The following is a 19,033-nucleotide window of genomic DNA, read 5'->3' as shown; positions in this document are numbered from 1 at the left end:
TTTTATTCCCAGAGAGTATAAACAAAAAAAGAGGCTTCTCTCAAAGCCTCTCCACGTATGTTACTACCGGACTATCGAACTACGTTTTCTAATGTTGCTAGGTAAACCCATTTTTGATCTCTAGAGTTTAGCCCCTCATTGACAGCTTCTCGCTGTGCTTCGGTTTGATTCATATCCTCATAGGATTGTGCGTTGAAAAACTGCATATAATCCTTGTAGACATTCATGGTCAGATGTGTAGATTTGGCTTCTGAGCCTAGCGGTAGTGCTGTTCTCAATAAGCTCCAATGCCCCATCAATCCTTGATCAACGAATCGCTGATGTATTGGCTTGAATGTTTGTGTTTCTGCCTCCTCATAAGCTTCAAAATTACCTTCTCGGGCCTTCATCAGATCAAAGGATGCTAATACACCTGGCTTCATCTGAAAGCTGTCATTGGTCTCAGATATTTCCTTCATATATAGCCTCATCGGCATGTCTCTCATAGAAAGTGACTCTTGGAATAGTTTGCCTACTTGAATACTGTTCAGGTGCGGATAGGCGATTTTGGTGTACTCTATCATGGATTGCTCATCGAGCCCATTCATCATTTGAACTGGATCATTGTAATAGGTAACCATGATGTATTGGAAATCCGCATGGTCGCCTCCAGATTGCAGAGACCAGAAGTCCCAGCCTTTGATTCGCTTATCGTTTAGCGCCTGCCTGTATACTTTTTCCATCAAATCTTTAAACTCGATATAATCAAAAAGTTGATCGTTTTCAACCTTGACAAATTCGAATACCATGTACTGCGTTTGTTGAGCCTTGAGACTACTTACCCAAAGCATCCCACAGACTAAGAAAAGTAATAGCTTTTTCATGAATATAAGGGTTTAGGGTTAATTTCGCTTTGGTATAATTTAATTAAATATTTCGATTCTTATCCTAATTATGGTAGATAATTTTACAATAGTTTAGTTTTACCAAATATGATCTAATCAAAAAATTACATTAAAAATGAAGATATATTAACATCTGTGGTCAAACATTAGTATTTTAACAAATAAAAGGTAAAATCATGTCAGGAATTTCAAGAAGGTCATGGCTAAAAAAAGCTTCCTTAGGAACTGGATTAGCTGCTTTGGGTACTACGGGAATAATCAGTACACTCTCCGCTGAGGAGATTAGAAAATTTAACCCTCGTCCAATCGAAGGTCCCATTCGCTTAGGATCCAATGAAAATCCCTATGGGCCATCTGAATCCATGCGAGAGGCAATGGTCAATGGCTTTGATAAAGGCTGTCGTTATCCTTGGGGCTACAATGCAGACTTGGTGAAAATGATTGCCGAGAAAGAGGGAGTTCCCGAAGATCACATCGTGTTGGTAGCAGGCTCTACAGAAGGCTTGAAGATAGCCGGGATTACCTTCGGTGGTGGTGGGGAAATCATCTCTTGCTCGCCTACCTTCCTTTCGATGATGAGCTACGCCGAACTTTGGGGGACGGGTGTCAATTGGGTTCCACTTAATAAAGATCTGGATTTCGATCTGCAGGAAATTGAGAAGCGTGTTTCCTATAAAACCAAAATGGTTTTTCTCTGTAATCCCAATAACCCTACGGGTAAATTACTTCCGGCAAACCAGGTTGTAGATTTTTGTAAAACGGTGAGCAAGCAGGCCGTTGTTTTTTCCGATGAGGCCTATTATGACTACATCACCGAGCCCAATTACCCATCTATGGTGGAATTAGTAAAGCAAGGTTACGATGTGGTAGTTTCCCGTACTTTCTCTAAAGTGTATGGATTGGCAGGAATCAGAATGGGGTATTTGATAGCCAAGCCAGAACTTGCCAAACTGCTTTCAGATCGAGTTGTTGCCAATACCAATATTATGGCGATAGAAGCTAGTAAAGCTGCTCTTTTGGATGATGAATTCTATCAGTTTTCACTCCAAAAAACGAAGGAAGCGAAGTCAATGCTGACCAAGACGCTTGACGATTTGAATTTACCTTATTTAGATTCTCATACTAATTTTATCTTTTTCCATTCGGGCAGAGACATCAAAGAATTGAACAAGACCATGCTAGATAAAGGCTTTATTGTAGGTAGGCCTTTTGAGCCCTTGAATGATTGGTGTAGGATTTCTACGGGTACGATTGAGGAGGTGGAACTTTACAATAAAGCAATTCAAGAAGTGTTAGGTTGATATTGGAAGTTTACGGAGATAAGACGAAGAGGTACTAGTTGTTATAAGGGGATTGTCAGAGGAGAAAAATCAGAAGCCTTATCGCCGTGCCACTGTGAGCAAAACCTAGAAACTAATCCCCAACACAGCCAATATACTTTTCAAGCCCAAGTCCAAGGTCACCAGCCAGATGATCCCAGCGATGATCGTATGTCCAGGTTTATTGCGGAAGTCGCCTAGAATTTCTTTTTGTGAAGCAATCCAAATAATCCAGCCAGAGATCAGTGGAAGAAGAATTCCGTTGGCCAATTGCGCTAAGGTGATCAGTTGAACAGGTTTGATCCCCAAGGATGCGAAAATCAATCCAAGCAATACAATGAGCCCCATGGCTAGACGCATAGGCTTAGAGCGTATGTCCTGACTCCATCCCATAATTCCACAGATGACCAATCCAGCTGCGAGTGGCGCAGTGATGCTAGAAGTAAGGCCTGCCGCCATCAATCCAAATCCCATCAGGTACTTGGCAAAACTTCCAAAAACACCTTCCAGCCCTTTGGAAACGTCAATGGCATTGTTGATCTCAGTGCTGACATTCGCCGCCCCTACGAGTACTATTGCCATGGATACGATTCCTCCTAAGACTATAGAAATGACAATATCTCGCCGCATCCAAGGAATGTCTGTCGATCTTGACCAGCGGTTTTTGGCTAAGCTAGCATAGAGGAAAAGATTGTATGGAACGACCGTTGTTCCGATCAAAGCAACTAGGGTTGGGAGATTAGCATCGTTCCAACTTGGGATAAAACCTGCAAAGACGGCTGACCAATCAGGCTTGGTGAGAATGGCTGTACCTGCAAAGGCGATGGACATAAAAATCACTAAGCCCAACAGTACTCGCTCCAAGGCCTTATAATTGCCTAGCCAAAGCAGTAGGAAGGCTAGAATTCCCAAGATCAGATTGCCTGATTGAATCTCCATGCCTGAAAGTTGGATGCTTGGGGCCTCCCAAAATACCTGCAACCCCAAGTTAGTCCCAGAGATATTTCCCGATTCGTAGGCCGCATTTCCCAGTCCAATAGCTACCAAAACCAATCCCATCGAAAAATATCGAAATGCTGGATTTCCTTTTTGACTACGGATCAGTTGGCTCAAATCCTTGCCTGTAATCAGTCCCAATCTTCCCGAAATCTCCTGAAGAATCACGGTGGAAACCACGGACAAAGCTAATGCCCAGAGCAAGGAGAAACCAAAGTTGACACCAGCAAGTGTGCAAACCGTCACCGTCCCAGGACCAATGAAGGCTGCTGCGATGATTGGGCCAGGTCCCATGTTTTTGAAAACAGATGTAAGATTCAAGGCTTGTGTTTTAGGTCGAACTTGAGAGTGTAATTTTTTAAACTGTTTCTCTTCTTCTTGCTGAATTTATTACAAACTCAAAAAAGCCGATTTTATGGTTTGAATCAAACCAATTCTAAAAGGAATTCCTGTTATTGTTCTTTTTGCTGTTGCTTTATTGAAGTGATATTTAGCCTGAGGAAATCGAAGTAATGTACGGGGCTTCACAATGACACTTTATTGAATTAGATGGAGTCAAGGTCCATGTGCGGATTATGGGAGAGGGCAAAGAACTTTGTTTCTTGCAAAGAAGCTTTTACTTTCTTTATTCCGATGTCTCATGGATATGCTTTAGAAAAAGCAATTCCAGGCTCCAAATTGGTGTTTTTTGATGATACTGGCCATGTGCCAATGGAAGAAATACCGACGGCATCTGTCGCTAAATATCTTTCCTTTTTAGGCGTGGAAGTTCGAAAGGATTACTTTCACGAACCTTAACTGATGACTTATGCCGATTGATTATTTGATTATTCTTGTACTTATTCTCCAAGTGATCTTGCTGGTTCTTTTTTTCTTACGAAAGAACAAGGATCAAGAAAAACACTTATTGCAAGCCGAACTCGCCAGGATGAGCAAGGAGCTTGAAGTAGCTTTGGCGCAATCGAGGCGAGAGGCAAGTGAGAATCTGACTAATCAGTTTCAATTGGTGTTTAATAGTATTCGTGCCAATTCGAAAGACCAAAATGAAGCCTTGAAGTCCTTTGGAGAGGTATTTAGACAGAACGTTCAAGAATTCAATGCTCTGCAGCGAGAGAAATTTTCTGAGCTGAATAGGCGTCAGGAAGACCTGATGAAAACGACTGAGTTGCGATTGGAGAAAATCCGTGAGACAGTTGATGAGAAGTTGCAGAAGACACTAGAGACTCGTCTGGGACAATCATTCGAGATGGTGAGTAATCAGCTTCAAGCGGTGCAAAAAGGCTTGGGAGAGATGCAGAATCTTGCTAATGGAGTGGGGGATTTGAAGCGGGTGCTGACCAATGTGAAGAGTCGCGGCGTACTTGGTGAATATCAGTTGCAGGCGATTTTGGAAAATTTACTTTCTCCAGATCAATATGTGCTGAATGCATCAGTAGGAAAGGGGAATCGTGAGCGAGTGGAGTTTGCTGTGAAAATGCCGGGTCAAACTGAGCCAGTTTTACTTCCGATTGATTCTAAATTTCCGCAGGAATCTTACCTGAGATTAGTTGATGCTTATGAATTAGCCTCAAAGCCTGAGATAGAAGCGAATAGAAATGAGCTTTTCAAAGCAGTGAAAAAAGCTGCTCAGGATATTCAGAGTAAGTATATCAATGCACCTTATACCACTGATTTCGCCATACTTTTTCTCCCTGTAGAAAGCCTCTATGCGGAAATCCTCCGCGAGCCCGGACTTTCGCAACAAATCCAACAGGACTATAAAGTTCTTGTCACTGGACCAACAACGCTTTCAGCTATTCTTAATAGTCTGCAAATGGGTTTCCGAACTCTGGCGATTCAAAAGAGAAGTTCTGAGGTTTGGCAGGTACTGGGAGCAATCAAGACTGAGTTTGGGAAGTTTGGAGAGCTGATCGAAAAGACCCAGAAGAAGCTTTCAGAGGCAAATTCCGAATTAGATAAGCTGGTTGGCGCTAGGACCAGGGTGATCCAAAGGAAGCTAAAAGATATCCAAGAATTGCCTGAAGCAGAGAGTTCAAAGTTGCTAGATGAGTAGGAGGTGTCAGCCGAGGAAGTGCCGGTCGCAGTTTTCAGTCTTTGTATTGGTGTGAAGTGGGAGGTAAGAGGTGAAAAGTAAGATGTGAGAGGTAGGAAGTATAAGGTGACAAGTGTGATGTAAAAGTCACTGATGCTTATTTTTCTCAGCGTTGCTTGTGTTTTATAGCAAATTTGGGTGCCTTCAATCACATTTCAATCTAGTTTGTGAAACAGAATCCAAGGCTGAGCTCATTAGAGGTAATTGTAATTAAGAGTGTTTTATTCATGAAATTCATTGGCTTCCATGGTTAGTTACAAGCTGTAAAATTTCTCCTTAAACTGAATTATTCGATTTTAGCTTTCTTACCTTAGCTTATAAGGGCGGAAAAGAAATGGCTTAATATCTGATTACCATTTAGAAAGCTCTTATTTTTGCCAATTCAAAAATCACCGGACTACCTCTATGGGGATGAATATTGTGATTGCTGGCGCTGGAGACATGGGTTACCACCTCGCTGAGCAATTAAGTTTCGATAATAAGGATATCACGCTGATCGATACAGACCGAGAAGTGCTGGACTATGTCGCTTCCAAACTCGATGTGTTGACGGTACAAGGAGATGCGACTTCATTTGAGGTCCTCAAGCGAGCCAATGTCAACAGAGCGAGTATGGTGCTGGCTGTGACTACCTCTGAGAAAACTAATATTGTTACGGCTGTATTGGCCAAGCAATTGGGCGCTAAGCGCGTGATGGCGAGAGTGAGAAATCACTCCTACATGGATGAGGAGAATAAATCCTATTTTCAAAATCTAGGTATTGATAATTTGATCTCGCCTACGATGCTTTGTAGTCGGGAGATTTTCAATATGATTGAGAATTCCAGCTTTACCGAGGTTTTTGACTTTGAAGGAGGAAAACTGAATATTGTAGGTATCACGCTGGATCAAAGTAATCCTTTGGTAAATCAACGTATCATGGACACCAAGTCCAACCCGATTTTTGAGGATATTAGAATCATTGCGGTTCTTCGTGATCAAAAAACAATCATACCTCGAGGCAGCACGATTATCCGAAATAATGATCACGTATTTTTCATCTCCAATAAGAAAAATACCCAGACCATTATGGAAGTTCTAGGTCAGGTAAAACACACGATCAAGAATGTGATGATTATTGGTGGGGATGACATGGCATTGACCACTGCGCTCCGTCTAGAAGATCACTTCCGTGTGACGCTGATCAATAAAGACAAAGAGCGATGTAAATGGCTTGCGGAAAATCTCAAGAGTTCTTTGGTAATCAATGGAGATTACAAAAATGTAGAGTTGCTCATTGAAGAAGGTTTGGAGCAGATGGATGCATTCCTTGCTTTGACAGAGTCTTCCGAGACGAATATTATTGCGAGTTTGACAGCCAAGAATCACGGCGTATATAAGACCATTGCACACGTAGATACCCGAGAGTATATTCATATTTCTCACAGTATTGGGGTGGATTCACTGATTAATAAAAAGCTGGTTGCGGCAAACGAGATTTCCAGATTCCTGAAAAAAGGCACTGTAGATGCTGTTTCGGGTATTTATGGAGTGGATGCAGAGTTTATTCAGTATTCAGTTTGTAAGAATAACAGATTGGTGAAAAACCCATTGAAAGAGCTTCACTTTCCTGATTCTGCTATAGTGGCGGGAGTGATACGAGGAGAAAAAGTGTTTATTCCAGATGGAGATTTTCAGCTTGATTTGAATGATAAAGCTATTGTCTTGGCACTGCCCGAGGCAAAGAGCGCACTCGACAAACTGTTTCATTAAGGCATGATTCATTTCAAAGAAATAGGCAAGATCATGGGCGCACTCTTGGTGCTAATTGCCCTTCTGATGCTTCCTGGCGTTATTTTTTCAGTCTATTTTGAAGAGGATCCCTGGCCGATTTTGAGTTCGGCTTTGATCACGATGATCATCGGGATGACTTTATTTTTCTCTTTTTCTAAGCAAGATCAGAACATCAGGAAGCGTGAAGGCTATTTGATAGTTGCACTGAGCTGGGTTTTTATGGCTGGTTTTGGAATGCTTCCATATATCCTAAGCCACGAGATAGTCAGTTTCGAGGATGCGCTTTTCGAGACTATGTCTGGACTTACTACCACGGGAGCATCAATATTGACTGATATAGAGGCGATGCCAAAAGGCTTGCTGTTTTGGAGGAGCATGACGCAGTGGATAGGAGGATTAGGGATAATAGTGCTGACGGTAGCTATCTTTCCACTATTAGGAATAGGTGGGATTGAATTGTTTGTAGCAGAATCTCCCGGGCCAACTTCTGATAAAGTACACCCTAGAATTTCTGAAACAGCCAAAAGACTATGGTATGTCTATGTGGGACTGACCGTTTTGGCAATGTCGCTATATTGGATAGGTGGTATGACTTTCTTTGACGCAATCAATCATGCGCTGACTACCCTGGCTACAGGTGGATTCTCGACTAAGAATGCCAGCATGGCGTATTATGATTCTGCATTTATCCAATATGTGGCGATCGTATTTATGTTTTTGGCAGGGACCAACTTTACAGTTATCTATTTTGGCCTAATGGGTAAATTCAAAAGAGTACTCAAAAGTGATGAATTCAAGATTTATGGACTCTCTCTTTTAGGTATTGCTGTAGTGCTTTATTTTCCTATTGCTTCTTTGGGAGTTAATCCTGAATTGGCATTTAGAAAATCACTTTTTCAAGTAGTATCCATTGTGACCACGACGGGTTTTGTGACGGATGATTACACACAGTACAGTCAAGGATTTACATTCATCTGCTTTATGTTACTGTTTTTGGGTGGTTGTGCAGGATCTACGGCTGGTGGGATCAAGTTTGTGAGGCATCTTACCTTTATCAAAAACTCATGGTTGGAGTTCAAGCGTCTTGTACACCCAAGGGCGATTGTTCCACTGATGATCAATGGAGATCGTGTTACTGGTAGGATCATCACGCATATCATGAATTTCTTGCTGATTTACTTGCTAACGTTCGTGCTGGGCGCTTTGACTCTTTCGCTGATGGGCTATGATTTGGCTACTTCATTAGGAGCAGTTGCTACTTCGCTAGCGAATGTTGGTCCAGGGATAGGAGCTGTTGGTCCGGTTGACAATTTTGCTTTCTTCTCTCCTGCAGCCAAAATATTCCTTTCTGTGATCATGTTATTAGGTAGATTGGAGCTCTTTACTATTCTAATTCTATTTACTCCATTCTTCTGGAGAGCGAATTAACTTGTATATATAAACCAGGTTTCGATCCTTACGGCTATTGTCCCTATAGAAAACTTAAAAAATTTGTGAACGGAATTGCAGAGCAATCCGTTGAGCATTGAAAGTCATAATTATGAGAAAGATATTTGTTTACTTTATCGTGTTGATATCTGTATGGTCGTGTAACGATACTGACCCAGAGGTTTATACTGGACAGAAATTGGAATACCAGTTGTATAAGGCTAGTGAGTATGACTATACTGGGGAGGTAACGATCAGAGAATTGACTGATGGCAATTTGGAGTTGAGCCTTCAATTGGTAGGAGCGAAAACGAATTCAGCTACAAGCTATCCAGCACACTTGCATTACGGTGATTATACTGATCCAGAAGCTCCAATGGCCTTGATGTTGAGTCCAGTGAATGGCTCTACCTTACAAAGTAAAACTGTGCTTGGTCCTTTGATGGATGGAACAATGTTGAGTTTTGAGGATATCCAAACCTTCGATGGACATGTGAAAGTGCATTTGGCTAGTGAAGGCCCGGACTATAAGGTGATTTTGGTAACAGGAAATGTAGGCTCCAATGAAGATGATAATATTGCATTTGATGCCTCCAAAATAACTAGTTGCTCACCGGATTTTTAGAGATCAGCCATTAAACAAAAAAAGTAGCCCTAGAGCTACTTTTTTTGTTTATAGAGATGTTTTATCAATTACTCAATCACTAAAGGGAAAGTGATATCCAAATCAGATTCACCTCCTGCAGCTGTAAAATCAACAAAATTAGGATTATCAGCTCCTGGGTAGTTTTTGTCTAGGTCATGACGAAGTACTATTCTCATTTGCGAATTATTTATACTTGTCAGTTCCTCTACAGTAACTATTCCTTGTATTCCTATCAATTCACCGCTTGGGTCATCGTAGGCATAGGTAAGTGGAGCAGAGTCCCCTTCCCAAGCTGATCCAAGAAAGTAAAACTGATGCTCGTCAGATTCTTCGAGGATTTCTCCAGTGATGTCTTCATTGGCTATGCTATTGGCCACATCAATGGTCATAATGTAATTTTTTCCTTTCTTTAACGTGACGATATCTATCGTAGGCGATTGACCATTTTCTATTCCTTCAGGGTCTGAAGCTTGGAAAGAGATCAAATCTCCAACTGGGTCGAGATTTTCATCAAACTCCTGGAAGTGGAGCGTAACGTCGGTAATCAGTTCTCCATCATTTTCTGGAACTGGGTCTTCACTCTTGCAGCTTGAGAAAGCTAGTGAAACCAAAATTGTTGCGATGAGGTAAAGTTTGTTTGTTGTTTTCATTAGGTATTGGTTAGAATTCAAAATTAATTTTTAAAAGCACATTTGTGCCCATATCATATGTGAAGTATCGGAAGCGGTTCATGTAATCTTTGTATCGGGTATTGAATAAGTTTTGTACTTGAAGCCCAAGATTCAGCTTATCATTTCCAATAGATAATTGCTTCTGGTAGGATACATTGAAAAGCGCATATGCAGGTGGGGCAGGAGCATAATCAAAATCAGGCTCTCTATTTTGCTTAGCGACCAACACATTACTTAGGGTTACCTTATTGGTACGAGGATTATTGTCCTTTGCAAAATCATAAGAAATCCCCCAGTCTATATTGCTCGCTGGAATAAAAGGAAAATAATTGTCTTCATCCGTGTTCTTTGCATGTACTATAGATCCTTTTAGGTAGCCACTTATTTGGTCGGTAAATTCATAGCTTCCAGCAAAATCAACCCCATAGAATAGCGCATTAGCCTGAGTATATTCATATACAATGAATGTGCCCCTTAGGCTTACATAAACCTCACCAGTAGGGTTTAGATAAATGTAATTACGGATAGGATTCACATAGGCTGTAAGTTCCAAATGTGTTTTTCTGCCATCATATTGAAGTTCATTGATCCATTTATATGAATTTTCTGATTTCAAATTAGGATCACCAATCTCCACTGCGGCAGCACCGTGATGAAGCCCCTCGGAAAATAATTCATTCACATTTGGTGGTCTCCAGGCTGAGCCAATATTTGAATTAAAAGTCAAGTTTGGGCTGATATGATAAAGTCCGCCAAGGAATGCTGAGAAATTTTGATAATCCAGATCTGCAGTTTTCAATTCCTGATTGATAAATCGGGCTGTATGGAGCGTTCTGAAGTCAAAGCGTAGGCCAGCCTCGACCTCCAATGGTCCTTTCGAATACTTTTCCATAGCATAAATGCCAGTATTCATCATGTCATAATTAGGGATCAAGGGCGTAACTCCTGTGCCCGGAACATTAGAGTTTGCCTGCTGAATAAAGTTTACCCCCCAAGTACCGCTCAGTTCATTCTTATGCGTATGGTTTACATAAAGGTCAATGGTATTAGTGTAAAGCTGCAAATCTAAGCTTGCTACCTCATTCAAATTACCGCGTCTCTTGTCAAATTCCAATCTTCGATTGAGCTGAAAACCGTATTGAAAATTCAACTTCCAACTCTCAGAAATATGATAGTGTGATTTTAACTTGGCTAAGTTGTGGGTGACGCGTTGTTTGGGATTGTTGATTTCATAGCTGAATTCTCCATCTGCAAAGGGCCGTCCGTTTGCAATGATAGCTTCCAGATCTGCGAGGTTTCCAGTATGGGAGTCAGCCAATATTCCCAAATCGGTATGGAATAGACTGTAGTAGGCTTCTACGCCAAGTTTAGAACTACTATAGCCAAGCGAACTACTAAGATTTAGCTCGCTTACACCAGTGTTCTCTTGAAAATATCCTGGAGACCTTACATTTCCTGATCTTTTGGCAGATCCTTGGATTCGGTAGCCTAAGCCTTTGATTTTGTCTGAACCAGCTACATGCACCATATTGATATTACCCATTTGGCCATTGGTCCCCCCGATTAGGTTGAGGTTTGTCTTACTCATCGTTTTGGTAGGAAGAGGAGCTGGATTCACCAAAATCACTCCACCCATTGCCTCAGGTCCATATCTTACTGTTTCTGCTCCTTTTACAACCGTGATTTCATCTGCTAGAAAAGGATCTATTTCTGGCGCGTGTTCTGATCCCCATTGCTGGCCTTCTAGTCGAATTCCATTGTTCATAATCATAATCCGATTACTATGCATACCATGGATCACTGGTTTTGCTATGCTATTTCCTGTGGAAAAAGTCGATACACCAGAAATTCTCTTTAGACTCTCACCTAGGTTCTCACCTCGTGATTCCTCTAGTTGGTCTCCATATAGCGAAGAGACAGCTGTGGTTGTTTGCACAGCATCGCGATGTCCATGAACTTCCACGCTCTGCAAGCCCATCGCCTCTTCTTCTAGTCTGTAAGTTTTACTAAAGGTGTTGGATTTTAATTCAACGGTATCCCGTACATCTTTGTGTCCAAGGTATTGTATCGTGATTGTGTAAGTACCACTGCAAAGATTCTTTACAGTAAAATTCCCATTCTCATCACTCACAGCACCATCCTGCGCCTCAACTACCCACACATAAGCAGCCTCAATGGGTTCATTATTTTCCAAATGGATAATTTTACCTCGAATAGCAAGCTTACAGTCCTGAGCCTGTATCTCTAAACTGAGTAGTAAAACCAGTATAAGTAGTATTCCTGTTTTCAAATTCACCATGCAAAAATAATGGGCTATGAATTTATTAACTAGCATATTTGAAACAAAGTTGCATTTATGGGATAAATGGTGAAAAATTGAAATTAATGTGGCTTTTGGCTGTTGTTTGGAGGACTAAAAATGAAATCTCTATAGATAGAAAATCAAAAACTCATAGAAACCACGTCATTCTGTGACATCTATTCTTTACTGAAAATTCTAATTCCTACTTTTAGGCAATGGAATTTGCCATAGTAGATATAGAGACCACCGGCGGCGCTCCCAAGCATGGTGGTATTACTGAAGTAGCCGTATTGATTCACGATGGGGAATCGATTATCCGAGAGTATCAGACACTTCTCAATCCCGAGCAGGCGATTCCAACTTACATTACGGGATTGACAGGCATCGATAATTTCATGGTGAGGCATAAGCCTACTTTTGCAGCTATTCAAGAGGAACTTTGGGAATTGCTCCATGATAGAGTATTCGTAGCCCATAATGTGAGTTTTGATTTCGGCTTTCTTCGAGAGGCATTTTTGAAAGTGGGGAAGGAGCTCAAAACTCCTAAACTCTGTACAGTTCGTCTTAGTAGAAAAGTATATCCGGGCATGAGTTCTTATAGCTTGGGTAGACTATGCGAAAGTCAAAAGATTCAAATTGAAGCGAGGCACCGTGCGATGGGTGATGCCAAAGCAACAGCGATCTTGTTTGATAGAATGATCAAATCTGACTATCAAATCATCAATCAAGCTCTAAAAAAGAATACGGGAGAAGCTTTTCTGCCTCCTAATTTCCCCCATTCAAAGTTCAAAGAAATCCCAACTTCCTCTGGCGTCTATTACATGCTGGATGAGCATAGCAAAGTTATTTATGTAGGTAAAGCAATAAATATCAGAGAACGATTTAAAAATCACTTTTCTGGGCAGCTTTTACCAAAGTTGAAGCAAAAACTCAAGAATGAAGTCTATGATCTGAAATGGGAATTGACCGGAAGTGAATTTATGGCTTTGCTATTTGAAACATTGGAAATCAAGAGACTATGGCCTAAGTATAATTCTGCGTCAAAACTTCCTAAGCGTATGTTTGGCTTATTTCATTACGAGGATAATTCAGGCTATGGAAGGCTTCAGGTTTCCAAGATTACCAAGTTTTTCAAACCAATTGAATCCTTTTTCTCCATGGAGGAGGCAAATACATTCCTGAAAACCGGTATCAAAACCTATGGTCTCTGTCCCAAATTATGTGGGCTTAGAAAGGTGAACTGTGATTCAGAAGAGGATATGAAATGTGAAGGTGCCTGTGACTTCTCTGAAAATCCGAAAGAATACAATAAGCGACTTGCAGAGTTTATGGACAAGATCAAGGCAAGCCAAAAGGAAGTCCTAATCAAACTTGAGGGTAGAAGTCCAGATGAGACCGCTTATTGCATGTTTGAAAGAGGAATGCTTAGCAGATTTGCCTTCTTGGCAAATGATCAGATTTCCGAAGATATTCCTTCACAGTTAGACCTAGTAACGCAGGTTCCTGAGACCTTTTACATCCTTCGCCAGTTTATTCATCAGATCAATCCTGAGCAGATTATGGTTTTGGAGACAAGTTGAGTCTTTATAAATCCGTAGTGTTGAAAGTGTCTCCCTGATTGATGTCCCCAGTTTCAAAGCCTTTTTTAAACCACTTCATTCGCTGTGCTGAGGTGCCATGGGTGAAGGAATCAGGCATTACTCTACCTGTGGCTTGCTTTTGAAGACGGTCATCGCCAATAGCATTTGCTGCATTGAGGGCTTCTTCCAAATCGCCCTTTTCCAACCAGCCAACAGATCGCTGACTATGATTTGCCCAGACTCCTGCTAAGAAATCTGCCTGAAGTTCTAACCTCACAGAGTATTGATTGTATTCTTTTTCACTTACTTGACCACGAAGTTTGTTCATTTCAGCAGTGATGCCCATGATTTTTTGGATATGATGCCCAACTTCATGAGCGATAACGTATGCCTGTGCAAAGTCTCCAGGAGCATTTAGCTTCACTTCCATTTCTTTGAAAAAACTAAGATCTATGTACAGTTTTTCATCACCTGGACAATAGAATGGTCCTGTGGCACTTGAGGCTAATCCACAAGCTGAAGAAACCTGCCCGCTAAAAAGGACAAGCGTGGGATCTCTATAATTCTCTAAGAGATTATTCCATACATCTTCGGTATCTGCCAATATGGTTTCGCTGAAAGCGGCCAATCTATCTTCTTCAGCAGAAGGGGTGTAGTTGGTCTCAGTGGTAAATCCCTGGCTGCCACCACCCATGAAATTCCCTAGGAATGTAAGTGGATTGGTACCCGTAATAACCGAAATAGCGATAACCACCCCGACGATAATCAGTCCAGTTTTAGAAAATAAGATTTTAATCAGTGGTCCGATGAGCATTGGATTAAGCCCGCCTCCGCGCATTCCACCGCCACTGCTCTGACCCCGTCTATCCTCTACATTTGAACTTCGTCTTCTTCCTTCCCATTTCATTTGCTTATAATTTAATTTTAAAGGTCATATAGAATCTCGCAAAGTGAATAATCATTTCTAATGTGAAGTATTCGTAATGCTCGATTTCAAGGCATAAAAGATTTGATTTTGTTTAAAATTAACCAAATTCAACAATTGGACATTGTCTTAAAATTAATTTTGAAAAAATAACCAAAAACCTAAAACCTATGCATCACAAAATTTTTCAAAGATTATCCCTCAGTTTGGCTCTAGTCTGTGCTTTTACGCTGGTAAATGCGCAAACTGGGGTAGGTGCTAAGCCTGAAAAAGGAGCCAAAGTTTACCTTAATGGCAGCAAAAAATCTCTGCATAAAAACTGGGAGTATTGGGAAGGACCTCGATTTAAGGCCGAAAATCCCATCAAATGGCCAGAGGTAACTGATCCAGTAGATGGAGGGAAAGCAATAAGTAGTAATGATCCTGCGGCAGCAGGTGGATTGTATGGGGCCGCAGATATTGTGACCAAAGAGAAATTCGAAGACTTTCGTGCCCATGTAGAATTTTTCATCAAAGATGAAGGGGGGAATTCAGGCGTTTATCTCCAAAACCGTTACGAAATCCAAATTCTGGATGGCGATTATGGTGATCATGGCCTAGGGGCATTGATTAATGAGCATATTCCAACATCAGAGGAATATTATGGTTTAGGCAAGTGGAATGCATATGATATTGAATTCAAAGCAGCACGTTTCGAAAATGGAAAACTAGTGGCAAAGCCTCGCGCGACAGTTTATCTGAATGGAGTTAAAATACACGATGATAAAGAGATACAGCAAGTTTGGGGAGGCCCAAACTCTGGTTTAGATGGCGGGAATGATGGTGGAAAAGGAATTACGGATAGACCTGGGGGATTGAAACTACAAGCAGAAGGACATAATGTTTATTATAGAAATATTTGGATCAAAAAGCTTGATCTCGATGGGAAATCAACTTCTTTCTAATGCTTAGAGAATAAAGCAAAAAGCCCTGAATCTTTTGGAATCAGGGCTTTTTACTTTTAATTAATTAATACTTCACGGAATTGGAGAGAAGGTTTATTTCCTCTCTAGTTCTTTTGAAACTCAACTAACTAGATTTTGGGTGAGAAAAGCAACTTATACTTTTCAGGTACTCGCGATTTGGGTTGGTATATTCTTTAAAGGGTACTCAATATTTAGCCAATTGATCAGAAATCAATCTTTGGTTCCATGGCGATGGATTCATAAGAATATTTTGGGCTAGGTTTCGGGGTAAGATTCCGAATTTTGAGAGTATTTGCTCGTACTGATATTAGCAGAGATAGCGATGATTAGTTTGTTTGGTTGTTAATCTTTGTTTTTCTCTGAATTAATATGCGAATATAAGAGAAGTAGGTTCTGAAAATTGTTGTCTTGTTGATTTTTTTTGACAAAATTTAGAAAAGTGGTTGTTATACCTGTTGAAAAGTAAAATACGGTTATTGGATGATTTCTTTTAAAACCCCAGTCCCGAGCCCGATCATCATCCAGTCTGAAATTTCCAATTCTAATACGGCCATCATTCCAGGTTGTAATCCAAGGTAGCTTTCGTCCGAAATGTGCGATAGAAGTAAACTAATAGTAGGGTTGTGGCCAACGAAAAGACAAGAATCCACAGAATTAGAAGTTTTTTCTAGCAACTTGATCATTTCCTCTACATCTCCAATATAAATTTCTTGGCAGAAAACTGACTCCTTTATAGGAATGTGCTTTTCTATCAATTGGGCTGTTTCGACTGTTCGCGCTGCAGCAGAACAATACATCAAATCAACAGATTTTAGACTTTGATCTAGACTTTCTCCCATTCGAATGAGCTTTTCTCGGCCTTTTTCAGTAAGTCGTCTTTGAAAATCTGAACCTGAAGAAAAACTTGCTTCTCCGTGTCTAAGTAAAAACAAATGCTTCATGATAAGTGGTTTATAGGCCTAAAAGTATCCCTTACTTTAATCAAAAATCCCACCAAATAGCCTTTAGTCAATTTTAAATATTTGGACGAGAATACAATGCCATCTATTTTTAGCTTTTCTAATCGGGCCTGAAAACCCAGAAATATTGCCTTTTATGTCAAAAAACCTTGTTATCGTCGAGTCACCAGCCAAAGCCAAAACCATTGAGGGATACTTGGGCAAAGACTTTAAGGTAGCGTCAAGCTACGGTCACGTTCGAGATCTTCCAAAAGGCGATAAAGCGATCGATATAAAAAATCGATTTACTCCCACCTATGAAGTCACGGCCGATAAAAAGGATGTGATCAAAAATCTCAAGGCTTTAGTTAAGGATGCAGAGACTGTATATCTAGCGAGTGATGATGACCGTGAGGGAGAGGCCATTTCTTGGCACTTAAAAGAAGTACTCAAACTGAAGGATGAGAATACACGAAGGATCGTATTTCGTGAAATCACTAAGAATGCGATCACTAAAGCAATAGAAAACCCGCGTGGAATAGATATAGATCTCGTAAATGCCCAGCAGGCAAGAAGGATTTTGGATCGATTGGTAGGTTTTGAACTTTCGCCAATCCTTTGGAAGAAGATTAAAACCGGCTTATCTGCAGGTAGAGTTCAGTCGGTGGCTGTTCGACTAATAGTAGATCGTGAGCGGGAGGTTGAAAAACACAAAGCCAAGTCGAGCTTTAGAGTTACTGCCATCTTTGAAGTAGAGGGGAAAACCTTCCTGGCAGAACTTCCAAAGAAATTTGATACCAAAGCTGAAGCAGAGGAATTCCTAAAGAAATGTCTTGAAGCTGATTTTTCTGTAGCCAACCTAGAGAAAAAACCAGGTAAGAAATCACCTGCTGCACCTTTTACCACTTCTACTCTTCAGCAGGAGGCGAGTAGAAAGCTTTATTTCTCAGTGGCTCAGACCATGTCTGTAGCGCAGAAATTGTATGAAGCTGGTAAGATTACTTATATGAGAACAGACAGTGTGAATCTATCGGATGACGCCATGGCTTCTGCCAAAAAGGCTATTCATGATTCTTACGGAGAGCAGTATCATAAATCAAGAAAATTTACAAACAAGTCTGAAGGTGCTCAGGAGGCTCACGAAGCTATCCGCCCTACGGACTTCTCTAATGCTCATGTCACAGGAGAACGCAACGAACAGCGTCTCTATGAGCTAATTTGGAAGCGTGCTATTGCATCACAGATGGCTGATGCGTCATTAGAGAAGACAATTATTACAGTAGATATTTCGAATCAACCACAAAATCTAGTGGCAACTGGTGAGATCATCAAATTTGATGGTTTCTTGAAAGTGTATTTGGAAGATACAGATGATGAACCAGAAGAGGATGATAGCAAAGAAGGAAAGGCATTACTGCCTCCTTTGACTATTGGTCAAAACTTGAGTTTACAGGAAATGAAAGGTAGAGAAACCTTCTCTAGACCTTCTCCTAGATATACTGAAGCATCTTTGGTGAAGAAACTGGAAGAGTTGGGAATCGGTCGTCCGTCCACTTATGCTCCTACTATTTCTACTATTCAGAGACGAGAATATGTCATCAAAGAATCCAGAGATGGTACGCCGCGTGATTTTGTAGAAATGATCATTGCGAAAGGCGAATTTAAGGACGCCACCAAAACAGAAAATACTGGTGCCGAGAAGCAGAAGCTCTTCCCTACCAATATTGCAATGGTAGTGAATGACTTCCTGGTAGAGCATTTCCCGAATGTAATTGACTTTAGCTTTACCGCAAGAGTGGAGAAGGAGTTTGATGATATCGCCGCAGGCGGGCAAGTTTGGCAAGATATGCTGGATTCTTTCTATGGAAATTTCCACAAGAATGTAGAGGAAACAGAGTTAGTCTCTAGACAAGATATCAACTCAAGTCGTGAGTTGGGCAACCATCCAGTGAGTGGCAAGCCTATGATCGCTCGATTGGGACGATTTGGTCCTTTGGTGCAGATTGGAGATGCGGAAGATGAGGAGAAGCAATTTGCCAGCTTGAAAAAAGGTCAATTCATCGAAAACATCACGATGGAGGATGCATTGGAGTTATTCAAGTTGCCTCGTGATATCGGCATGTTTGAAGATAAAAAGATGGTGGCAGCGATTGGTCGATTTGGACCTTACGTTCGTCACGATGGTAATTTTGTCTCACTTCCGAAAGAGATGGATCCACTCAGCATTACTGAGGAGGAAGGAATTCAGCTGATCAAAGACAAGCGAGAAGCGGATGCTAAGAAGCATATCAAGTCCTTTGATGAGAATCCTGAGATCCAGGTTTTGAACGGCAGATGGGGACCTTACATCAAGATGGGTAAGAATAATTACAAAATCCCTAAAGACAAGGAAGCTGAAAGCTTAACTTACGAAGAGACTATTCATATTATTGAAAATCAGCCTGAACCAAAGAAAAAAGGAGGGAAGTTTTCCAAGAAAAAGTAAGACGTTTAGAACTCAGATATTAATTGAGA

Annotated in this window: 15 protein-coding genes; 9 read left to right on the top strand and 6 right to left on the bottom strand. The window is 40.9% G+C overall.

The genetic code is table 11. The features are described 5' to 3' along the window. Positions 1-71: 71 nt before the first annotated feature. Positions 72-863 carry a hypothetical protein gene (locus LV85_RS15345; RefSeq protein ID WP_170125628.1) on the bottom strand — a complete coding sequence of 264 codons (792 nt, stop codon included), beginning with the start codon at positions 861-863 and terminating at the stop codon, positions 72-74. Positions 864-1,060: 197 nt separating this feature from the next. On the opposite strand from LV85_RS15345, the gene LV85_RS15340 reads away from it, so the two are divergent. Continuing rightward, positions 1,061-2,185, top strand: coding sequence for a pyridoxal phosphate-dependent aminotransferase (locus LV85_RS15340; protein ID WP_111320993.1), 1,125 nt, complete (start codon positions 1,061-1,063; stop codon positions 2,183-2,185). Between the two features lie 105 nt (positions 2,186-2,290). On the opposite strand, the gene LV85_RS15335 is transcribed toward LV85_RS15340, so the two are convergent. Then, positions 2,291-3,520, bottom strand: a complete 1,230-nt coding sequence (locus LV85_RS15335; RefSeq protein WP_245942330.1) for an Nramp family divalent metal transporter — start codon at positions 3,518-3,520, stop codon at positions 2,291-2,293. 243 nt (positions 3,521-3,763) lie between these two features. On the opposite strand from LV85_RS15335, the gene LV85_RS21975 reads away from it, so the two are divergent. From LV85_RS21975 to LV85_RS15315, 5 genes are all read left to right on the top strand, one after another. Then, positions 3,764-3,997: an alpha/beta fold hydrolase gene (locus LV85_RS21975; protein ID WP_146260486.1), complete on the top strand. Its 234-nt coding sequence runs from the start codon at positions 3,764-3,766 to the stop codon at positions 3,995-3,997. A gap of 10 nt (positions 3,998-4,007) precedes the next feature. Further along, positions 4,008-5,252 (top strand): DNA recombination protein RmuC, encoded by a 1,245-nt coding sequence (locus tag LV85_RS15330; protein WP_111320989.1) that lies wholly within the window; start codon positions 4,008-4,010, stop codon positions 5,250-5,252. Between the two features lie 444 nt (positions 5,253-5,696). Next, complete coding sequence (gene trkA / locus LV85_RS15325) at positions 5,697-7,043, top strand: Trk system potassium transporter TrkA (protein WP_111320987.1); 1,347 nt, start codon at positions 5,697-5,699, stop codon at positions 7,041-7,043. Positions 7,044-7,046: 3 nt separating this feature from the next. Next, the gene (locus LV85_RS15320; RefSeq protein ID WP_111320985.1) at positions 7,047-8,492 is read left to right on the top strand and encodes a TrkH family potassium uptake protein; all 1,446 of its coding nucleotides are present in this window, start codon (positions 7,047-7,049) and stop codon (positions 8,490-8,492) included. A 112-nt stretch (positions 8,493-8,604) separates the two neighbouring features. Further along, entirely contained in the window at positions 8,605-9,117 is a 513-nt protein-coding gene (locus LV85_RS15315; protein WP_111320983.1) for a hypothetical protein, read from the top strand. Positions 9,118-9,185: 68 nt separating this feature from the next. Here the strand turns inward: LV85_RS15315 and LV85_RS15310 are convergent, their stop codons facing one another. Beyond that, positions 9,186-9,788, bottom strand: coding sequence for a hypothetical protein (locus LV85_RS15310; protein ID WP_111320981.1), 603 nt, complete (start codon positions 9,786-9,788; stop codon positions 9,186-9,188). Positions 9,789-9,798: 10 nt separating this feature from the next. Continuing rightward, positions 9,799-12,144: a TonB-dependent receptor gene (locus tag LV85_RS15305; protein ID WP_245942327.1), complete on the bottom strand. Its 2,346-nt coding sequence runs from the start codon at positions 12,142-12,144 to the stop codon at positions 9,799-9,801. A 182-nt stretch (positions 12,145-12,326) separates the two neighbouring features. On the opposite strand from LV85_RS15305, the gene LV85_RS15300 reads away from it, so the two are divergent. After that, entirely contained in the window at positions 12,327-13,691 is a 1,365-nt protein-coding gene (locus tag LV85_RS15300; protein WP_111320977.1) for an exonuclease domain-containing protein, read from the top strand. Positions 13,692-13,695: 4 nt separating this feature from the next. On the opposite strand, the gene ypfJ is transcribed toward LV85_RS15300, so the two are convergent. Continuing rightward, the gene (gene ypfJ, locus LV85_RS15295) at positions 13,696-14,598 is read right to left on the bottom strand and encodes a KPN_02809 family neutral zinc metallopeptidase (RefSeq protein WP_111320975.1); all 903 of its coding nucleotides are present in this window, start codon (positions 14,596-14,598) and stop codon (positions 13,696-13,698) included. A 188-nt stretch (positions 14,599-14,786) separates the two neighbouring features. Here ypfJ and LV85_RS15290 point away from each other — a divergent pair, with 188 nt between their 5' ends. Then, positions 14,787-15,560 (top strand): 3-keto-disaccharide hydrolase, encoded by a 774-nt coding sequence (locus tag LV85_RS15290; RefSeq protein WP_111320973.1) that lies wholly within the window; start codon positions 14,787-14,789, stop codon positions 15,558-15,560. A gap of 494 nt (positions 15,561-16,054) precedes the next feature. On the opposite strand, the gene LV85_RS15285 is transcribed toward LV85_RS15290, so the two are convergent. Continuing rightward, complete coding sequence (locus LV85_RS15285) at positions 16,055-16,522, bottom strand: SixA phosphatase family protein (protein ID WP_111320971.1); 468 nt, start codon at positions 16,520-16,522, stop codon at positions 16,055-16,057. Positions 16,523-16,676: 154 nt separating this feature from the next. Here LV85_RS15285 and topA point away from each other — a divergent pair, with 154 nt between their 5' ends. Further along, positions 16,677-19,004, top strand: coding sequence for a type I DNA topoisomerase (gene topA, locus LV85_RS15280; protein WP_111320969.1), 2,328 nt, complete (start codon positions 16,677-16,679; stop codon positions 19,002-19,004). The last annotated feature ends 29 nt before the right edge of the window (positions 19,005-19,033 follow it).

The sequence above is a fragment of the Algoriphagus chordae genome (assembly GCF_003254055.1).
Classification (GTDB): Bacteria; Bacteroidota; Bacteroidia; order Cytophagales; family Cyclobacteriaceae; genus Algoriphagus; species Algoriphagus chordae.
The sequence above is the reverse complement of the archived record's forward strand: the minus strand, read 5'-3'. Positions and strand labels throughout refer to the sequence as shown.

What these genes read in the sequence shown, in the direction of transcription:
- LV85_RS15285 (WP_111320971.1), bottom strand. Translation starts at nt 16,522, where the DNA reads ATGAAGCATTTGTTTTTACTTAGACACGGAGAAGCAAGTTTTTCTTCA.
- topA (WP_111320969.1), top strand. Translation starts at nt 16,677, where the DNA reads ATGTCAAAAAACCTTGTTATCGTCGAGTCACCAGCCAAAGCCAAAACC.
- LV85_RS15315 (WP_111320983.1), top strand. Translation starts at nt 8,605, where the DNA reads ATGAGAAAGATATTTGTTTACTTTATCGTGTTGATATCTGTATGGTCG.
- LV85_RS15340 (WP_111320993.1), top strand. Translation starts at nt 1,061, where the DNA reads ATGTCAGGAATTTCAAGAAGGTCATGGCTAAAAAAAGCTTCCTTAGGA.
- LV85_RS15345 (WP_170125628.1), bottom strand. Translation starts at nt 863, where the DNA reads ATGAAAAAGCTATTACTTTTCTTAGTCTGTGGGATGCTTTGGGTAAGT.
- LV85_RS21975 (WP_146260486.1), top strand. Translation starts at nt 3,764, where the DNA reads ATGTGCGGATTATGGGAGAGGGCAAAGAACTTTGTTTCTTGCAAAGAA.
- LV85_RS15320 (WP_111320985.1), top strand. Translation starts at nt 7,047, where the DNA reads ATGATTCATTTCAAAGAAATAGGCAAGATCATGGGCGCACTCTTGGTG.
- LV85_RS15305 (WP_245942327.1), bottom strand. Translation starts at nt 12,144, where the DNA reads ATGCTAGTTAATAAATTCATAGCCCATTATTTTTGCATGGTGAATTTG.
- LV85_RS15330 (WP_111320989.1), top strand. Translation starts at nt 4,008, where the DNA reads ATGCCGATTGATTATTTGATTATTCTTGTACTTATTCTCCAAGTGATC.
- ypfJ (WP_111320975.1), bottom strand. Translation starts at nt 14,598, where the DNA reads ATGAAATGGGAAGGAAGAAGACGAAGTTCAAATGTAGAGGATAGACGG.
- LV85_RS15310 (WP_111320981.1), bottom strand. Translation starts at nt 9,788, where the DNA reads ATGAAAACAACAAACAAACTTTACCTCATCGCAACAATTTTGGTTTCA.
- LV85_RS15300 (WP_111320977.1), top strand. Translation starts at nt 12,327, where the DNA reads ATGGAATTTGCCATAGTAGATATAGAGACCACCGGCGGCGCTCCCAAG.
- LV85_RS15290 (WP_111320973.1), top strand. Translation starts at nt 14,787, where the DNA reads ATGCATCACAAAATTTTTCAAAGATTATCCCTCAGTTTGGCTCTAGTC.
- trkA (WP_111320987.1), top strand. Translation starts at nt 5,697, where the DNA reads ATGGGGATGAATATTGTGATTGCTGGCGCTGGAGACATGGGTTACCAC.